Genomic DNA, 6,535 nt, shown 5'->3' on the forward strand with positions numbered 1-6,535 from the left:
GCAAAACTCAAACCCGGAGTCTCGCTCACGCTGGATAAAAGTTGGGGGCAACGTCACCGACCCCAAAGAGGCCTATGTCGATGGCACGATGGTGTCCGCCAAGGGATGGACGGCACTGGCCGCCTTCATGCGCGAATGTATGAAAGTGCTCGGAACCGAAATTCGGCATACCTAAGACTGTATAAGATAAATGAGATCAGCTGTCTCGCAGGGCGGCTGACTCCGATCCTATCAAAAGCGGTCATGATCCAAGGCCTTACCGCTTCTCTAGGCAGCCGATCAGGCCTCGGACATCCAACATAGCCATGTATTGGTTGCGATAAGGGGGGGACCGTCATGTGCCCAGATGGCTTTGTCGAAAAGTGCCGCTCCGGGAAGAATAACTACTTAATCAACGTAGCCATATTGAAAATCTTCCTAGACGTCTCAGGTGGCCCATAGGGCTTTGCTTACAATGCCGACGGCTTTGTCAGTTTGCTGCGTCGCGTCGTGACAAAGATACGTGCGCCGTTCAGGCAGCCATTTCCGCCGCAGAGTTGTTCCACAGGTTGAACGCGTCAGCCCAAGATTGGCGATAGTATGTAGCGGAAAGGCAGTAGCGCTTTAGACGGAAGATGACCGCAGTCTGGTCGTGGATGGATAGAAAACGTTGCGCTTGGCATGGGGATTTGAAGCGCCCCATAGTATTATTTCTTCGTCGCATGCGTCGATGCGACGCCTTGGATCGGTTTTTCAAACCCTATTGGGATTGATGAGCGACGCTTGGGCAAAGGTCACGGATGGCCAGCCTCTCGCATTTCCCGGCCGAGGTCAGTTGCTCGTATTTCGCCTTCATATTGCGCTTGGAGCATATTTCGGTTGGAGCGCGCTTCCACGATCGCCGGTAAAAAAATCGCCCGCTGCTCACTGGCCGACCCGCTCTGGATACGCTCCCTGCCGCGCCAAGTTCCCGATTGCCTCGACATGAGCGCAAGCCTAACTTAAATGGAGCCGACACATATCGATGTGTCGGCTCCATCGACGCTAGTGCGTGGATTGGCCTTGTGGCACTTAGTGAAGATGCTCCGGCAGCTCCTTGAGCTGGTCTTTTGTCATGGGTGACGTCGCATGGATTTTGCCAGTTTCGTCGCGCATAAAGCGCAGGCGTGCCACATCGAGTGCTACGGGCTTGGCGCCCAAGCCCAGAAAACCACCGACATCGACGATGACTTGCGCGTTGCCTCCGACACCGTGCAGGTGAGCCACGCTGCCGATTTTGCTGTCGTCCGGTCCGTAGACGGTCGTACCGTCAAGGTTTGCTTCGGTCAGTTCGTCAGTGCGAAGCGGCGTATGCTTGGAATGGTCCATGGTTTGTCTCACTTCTGTTGGTGTTTCCGACTGTTGCAATAACCGACGGATCCTGCGTTCTGTTCCCTGCGCGCTCACCGATTGTGCAAACGGGCTGATTACCGCCCAAGGCGCGATCAGCCCGTGACCAAAATCCGCTTAGGCGCAAATTGCTTAGAAACCGCTTGACCCGGTCGACATGCCTCGTCCGGACATATCTAATTTCCCAATGTGCAATCTCCATTCCAACACGATCGCCAAGGACGCGATGCGCCAGCGCTTCGCGGTATAAGTAGCTCAGGGAAATCTTGGATCGGCCATGGCCGCCGCCAGATAGAGCGCAAAGGTTGGAAACGGTCTCACGGGGCGCATCGAGTTGCGGTTCTGGCACCATGGCCTTCGCCACAAAGTTCGTGGTCGCTCAGCACCTCGATCACCCGGCAATCCGCGATTGTGCCTTTGGCACATTGCGTGATCATCCGCTCAAGCTCTGCCTGCAGCGCCGTCAGCCGGGCGATGCGCGCCTTCACCGCAGAGAGCTGTTCGGTGGCTATGACATCTGCGGCGGCGCAGTACTGTTCGGGCGTGTCCGAGAGACTGAGCAAGTCGCGGATAGCCTCGAGCGGGAAGCCGAGGTCGCGGGCATGACGGATGAAGGCCAGCCGATGCTGCGCCTTTGCATTATAAAGCCGCTGGTTTCCGGCACTGCGGTCTGGCGTCGGCAAAAGGCCGATCTGTTCGTAATAGCGAATGGTCGGCACCTTCACGCCCGCCGCTATGCCCAGTTTTCCAATCGTCAGCATAAGATACCTCTTGAAGCTATAGGTACTAGAGACATTAGGTTAGTCGTCGAATGAAGACAATTGCTGCGTTTGGCAGAATGGAAATCAAGATGACGACACGCTGCGAATGGATGATCACGGGTATGGATTGCGGATCCTGCGCGGGCAAGGTGCGGGGGGCGGTCGAACGTCTGCCGGGGGTGAGTGAGGTTGATGTGGCGCTGATGGCCGAACGGTTGCGCCTGACGCTGGATGAGGGGCTGACATCGCGCGCGACTGTTGAGACGGCCATCAAGAGGCTGGGGTTCGGCATTGCACCAAAGGGGGTCGCGGCCCCGCGTAAAAGTTTTGTTTTGCCTGATGACGCCGTTGCTGCAGGCGCGGACAGAGGTGAAACCGACAGCCTGCGGGATGTCCCCGGTCGTCCCGGTCCGTCAGCCAAGCGTGATCCGTCCTGGTATCAGACTGGCAAGGGGCGGCTGGTGATCGGCACCGGCGCCCTGCTGATCGCTGCCTGGGGCATCAATATTGTCGCGCCGGACGGGGTCGCACACTTGGCCTTTATACTCGCCACGCTGATCGGAGTTGCGCCGATTGCCTGGCGCGCGCTCAATGCGGCACGCGCGGGTATGCCGTTCACGATCGAGATGCTGATGACCATTGCGGCCACTGGCGCACTTGTCATCAACGCCGCCGAGGAAGCGGCGCTGGTCGTGTTTCTTTTTGCGGTGGGCGAAGTGCTGGAAGGGGTCGCAGCGGACAAGGCACGCGACGGGATCAGGGCGCTGGCGCAGCTTGTTCCCAAGATAGCGCTTTTGGAGACGTCCGGGCGGACGCGCGAGGTGCTCGCCGGGAGCTTGACAATTGGCCAGACGGTTCTGGTGCGCCCCGGCGACAGGGTGCCTGCGGACGGCGAGGTGATCGAAGGGGTGTCGGGCTTGGACGAAAGTCCGGTTACGGGCGAAAGCGTGCCAAGCCTGAAAGAGCCCGGTGACGCGGTCTTTGCGGGGTCGATCAACACCGAAGCGGCTCTGCGCGTGCGAGTAAGCAAGGCGGCAGAGGACAACACGATTGCCCGCATCATCCGTCTGGTCGAGGAGGCGGAAACGGCGCGTGCCCCGACCGAGCGGTTCATCGACCGCTTCAGCCGCATCTACATGCCCGGAGTGGTGGGCGTGGCCCTGCTGGTGGCCATTGTCCCGCCGCTGACCTTTGCGCAAGCCTGGGATATCTGGGTTTACCGCGCGCTTGCGTTGCTGCTGATCGGATGCCCCTGCGCACTGGTCATTTCGGTTCCGGCCTCGATTGCCTCGGCTTTGTCGGCGGGGGCTCGGCGCGGCCTGCTGATGAAGGGTGGTGCGGTGATCGAAGCGGCGGCACGGACCACACACGTCGCCTTTGACAAGACCGGTACGCTTACTCTCGGGCGGCCACGGATCACCGACATCGTGCCGTTCCGCGGCACGGAGGCGGAGGTTCTTGAGCTTGCCGCCGGGATCGAGGCGGGATCGAGCCACCCTCTGGCCGTGGCGATCCTGTCCCGCGCCGAGGCGAACGGCGTCGCGCCGCTGCCTGCGTCTGGTGCCCGCGCACTGCCCGGAAAAGGTGCCGAAGCAATGGTGGCTGGTGCGTCCGCCTGGATCGGCTCGCCGCGCTTTGCCGAATCTTCGGGGGTCTTCGACGACACCGCGCGCAGCCGGGCCGCAGCGCTTGAGATGGAAGGCAAGACCGTCGTTGCGGTCTTTCGTGCCGGGCTGCTGGTCGGGCTGCTGGCGCTGCGGGACGAGCCGCGCCCGGATGCGGGCGACGCGGTGCGCCAGTTGAAGGTGCTTGGCGTCGACGCGGTGATGCTGACCGGTGACAATGGCCGCACCGCTGCGGCGATCTCTGCGATCCTCGGGATGGATCATCGCGCCGAGCTGATGCCCGGGGATAAGGTTGCCGCGATCCGGCAGATGGCGGCGCGTGGCTGCGTGATGATGGTGGGCGACGGGATCAACGATGCCCCGGCGCTGGCCGCAGCACATGTCGGGGTGGCGATGGGGTCTGGCACCGATGTGGCACTGGAAACCGCTGACGCGGCGATGCTGCGCAACCGGGTGACGGATGTGGCGGGCACGATCAGGCTGGCCCGCGCGGCGATGGCCAACATCCGCCAGAACGTGGCGATCGCGCTTGGCCTCAAGGCGGTGTTCCTTGTCACAACCGTGCTGGGCCTGACCGGCCTCTGGCTCGCGATCCTCGCCGACACAGGTGCCACGGTTCTTGTCACGCTCAATGCCCTGCGCCTACTGGCCTTTGATCCGGACAAGGAGAGCTGAGATGATTCCGGCCCTTGGCTGGAGCGCGCTTGCAGTCCTGCTGCTGTATCTCATGCTTTTCGTCTGGGGCGGCGTCATGACCGCCATCGCCTCCCAGGCCGATGGTGCGATGATTGCTACGTCGGGATATTTGAGGGCCATTGACGAGGGGCGGGAGAGTCCGCGGGGCATGCTCGCGTAAGAATTGATTTGGCATGCTCGCCTGTCGGGTTTTAGGTTTACGCTTAGGTCACCCGCAGAACGCGGGGGCCGCACGGGAGGAGACCACAGATGAATCGTATGCGTTTCGGCATATTCCTGGCGCCGTTCCACAAGCCCGGGATCAACCCCACGCTCGCCCTTGAACAGGACCTCGAACTCGTCCAGTGGCTGGACCGCTGCGACTATGATGAGGTCTGGTTCGGTGAACACCACTCTGCAGGGTCGGAGATTTCCGCCAACCCCGAGATCATGATCGCCACCGCGGCGCAGCGCACGAAGTACATCAAGCTTGGCACTGGCGTCGTGTCTGTCAGCTATCACAACCCACTCTGGATTGCTGAGAACATGGTCCAACTTGACCATCTGACGCGCGGACGCATCATGCTGGGGCTCGGGCCCGGGTCCCTTCCCACTGATGCCGCGATGATCGGGCTGTCGCAGAAGGACACCCGGGGGCTGCTGGCCGATGGGCTGGACATCATCACTCGCCTGCTTCGCTCCGACGAGCCAGTGAATTTCGAAAACGACCGTTGGGTGCTGAAGGATGCCCGACTGCACCTGCGCCCCTATTCCAACTTCGATCTGGCCACTGCCGCCGTCGCTTCGCCCACCGGACCCAAGCTCGCGGGTAAATACGGCACCGGGCTGATCTCCATCGGCGCGACCACCGCCGCCGGGTTCGACGCTCTCGCGCTGCACTGGGACGTGATCGAGGAAGAGGCGAAGCACCACAAGCAGCAGGTGAGCCGCGACAAGTGGCGCCTCGTCGGCCTCTGCCACATTGCCGAGACGATGGAGCAGGCGCGGCGCGACGTCGAATACGGAATCGGGCACTGGTTCAACTACTTTCAAGAGATCGCCGCCTTCCCGCAGATGTCCATGCCAGGGCAGAATGCAAAAGAGATGATCGATTTCATAAACGACTCCGGTTTCGGCGCCATCGGCACACCCGAGATGTGTCGCGCCCAGATCGAACGGCTCTGGACCCAGTCCCAGGGAGGTTTCGGCGCCTACCTGATGCTGGCGCACAACTGGGCCAATTTCGAGGCCACTAAGCGCAGCTATGACCTCATCGCGCGCGAGGTGTTTCCGCATTTTCAGGGCCAACACTTGTCGACCATGACCGCCGCCGCCCGCGCCCAGAAGCTGCGCCCGCAACTGGCCGAGATCCACGCCAAGGCGGTCGAGACAGCACAGGTGAGCTATGCCGCCGAGAGGGAAGGCCGCAAGATCAGCGAACCCGTAAAATAAGACTGCTGCCGCAGCCCTCCCCGGGTTGCGGCGTCTGCATGGCGGCTGATCGGTAAGTGCGTGCCGAGCCACAGCTCGCCCATATGGCAAGACCAAGGCCAACTGCGAACAGGTCTTGCAGAATATCACGGCTGCATTGACGCAGATCAGTCGCGGTCACGATTTGGCGCGGCGTCTGAAATTGGGATTTCGAGAGCGGTTCAAGCCAGCAATGGCAAGCTTTCTAAGCCATGCAGTTGTCGGGAAAAGTGTGGGACGGTAGCTTTGACGCCGAGGTCTGGAGTGACCGTCCATTGCAGCAACCGCAATCGCATTGACCCTCGTTGGCAAGTCGGCGCTCGCACAAGATTAGAACAGCGGCGATACGACGTCTAGCGAGATGACAAGCGCCGAGCTCGCGAACATGCAGGGCGGCCTTTTCCGATTTGACCTCAAGTGTCCATTGACGTTGAGACAAGGTGCTGAGGTCAGGCACGTCTTAATCCAGACCCGTCAGCCGCAGCAGGCTTTCCACGAAGCCATTGTTTGCCGAAGCGCCATCCCGAACAGCACTTTCATGGTCAGGCACGTCCGGATCGCAGCGTCACTGAATCTCCGCGATCTGCCTCTCTTGAAGGAAGGTTCAGCACCCCAGTGCATCTCGGGATCGAACCA

5 protein-coding genes and 2 pseudogenes are annotated in these 6,535 nt (G+C 61.0%); 3 read left to right on the top strand and 4 right to left on the bottom strand.

Annotation, left to right across the window (positions count from 1 at the left end):
• Positions 1 to 511: 511 nt before the first annotated feature.
• The 3 genes and pseudogenes from P775_RS00095 to P775_RS00105 form a co-directional block, all read right to left on the bottom strand.
• Positions 512 to 787, bottom strand: a pseudogene (locus P775_RS00095) (IS6 family transposase); the annotation flags it as partial.
• Positions 788 to 1,050: 263 nt separating this feature from the next.
• Entirely contained in the window at positions 1,051 to 1,347 is a 297-nt protein-coding gene (locus P775_RS00100; protein WP_099909062.1) for a PRC-barrel domain-containing protein, read from the bottom strand.
• Positions 1,348 to 1,685: 338 nt separating this feature from the next.
• Positions 1,686 to 2,129 carry a MerR family transcriptional regulator gene (locus P775_RS00105; RefSeq protein WP_099909063.1) on the bottom strand — a complete coding sequence of 148 codons (444 nt, stop codon included), beginning with the start codon at positions 2,127 to 2,129 and terminating at the stop codon, positions 1,686 to 1,688.
• 89 nt (positions 2,130 to 2,218) lie between these two features.
• Between P775_RS00105 and P775_RS00110 the strand changes: the two genes are divergently transcribed.
• The 3 genes from P775_RS00110 (at position 2,219) to P775_RS00120 (ending at position 5,881) form a co-directional block, all read left to right on the top strand.
• Positions 2,219 to 4,429 carry a heavy metal translocating P-type ATPase gene (locus P775_RS00110; RefSeq protein ID WP_245875498.1) on the top strand — a complete coding sequence of 737 codons (2,211 nt, stop codon included), beginning with the start codon at positions 2,219 to 2,221 and terminating at the stop codon, positions 4,427 to 4,429.
• 1 nt (position 4,430) lies between these two features.
• Positions 4,431 to 4,610, top strand: a complete 180-nt coding sequence (locus tag P775_RS00115) for a hypothetical protein (RefSeq protein ID WP_099909064.1) — start codon at positions 4,431 to 4,433, stop codon at positions 4,608 to 4,610.
• An 89-nt stretch (positions 4,611 to 4,699) separates the two neighbouring features.
• Entirely contained in the window at positions 4,700 to 5,881 is a 1,182-nt protein-coding gene (locus P775_RS00120) for an LLM class flavin-dependent oxidoreductase (protein WP_099909065.1), read from the top strand.
• A 481-nt stretch (positions 5,882 to 6,362) separates the two neighbouring features.
• On the opposite strand, the pseudogene P775_RS00125 reads toward P775_RS00120, so the two are convergent.
• A pseudogene (locus tag P775_RS00125) lies at positions 6,363 to 6,535 on the bottom strand (transposase); the annotation flags it as partial.

This window comes from Puniceibacterium antarcticum (assembly GCF_002760615.1).
Taxonomy (GTDB): domain Bacteria; phylum Pseudomonadota; class Alphaproteobacteria; order Rhodobacterales; family Rhodobacteraceae; genus Puniceibacterium; species Puniceibacterium antarcticum.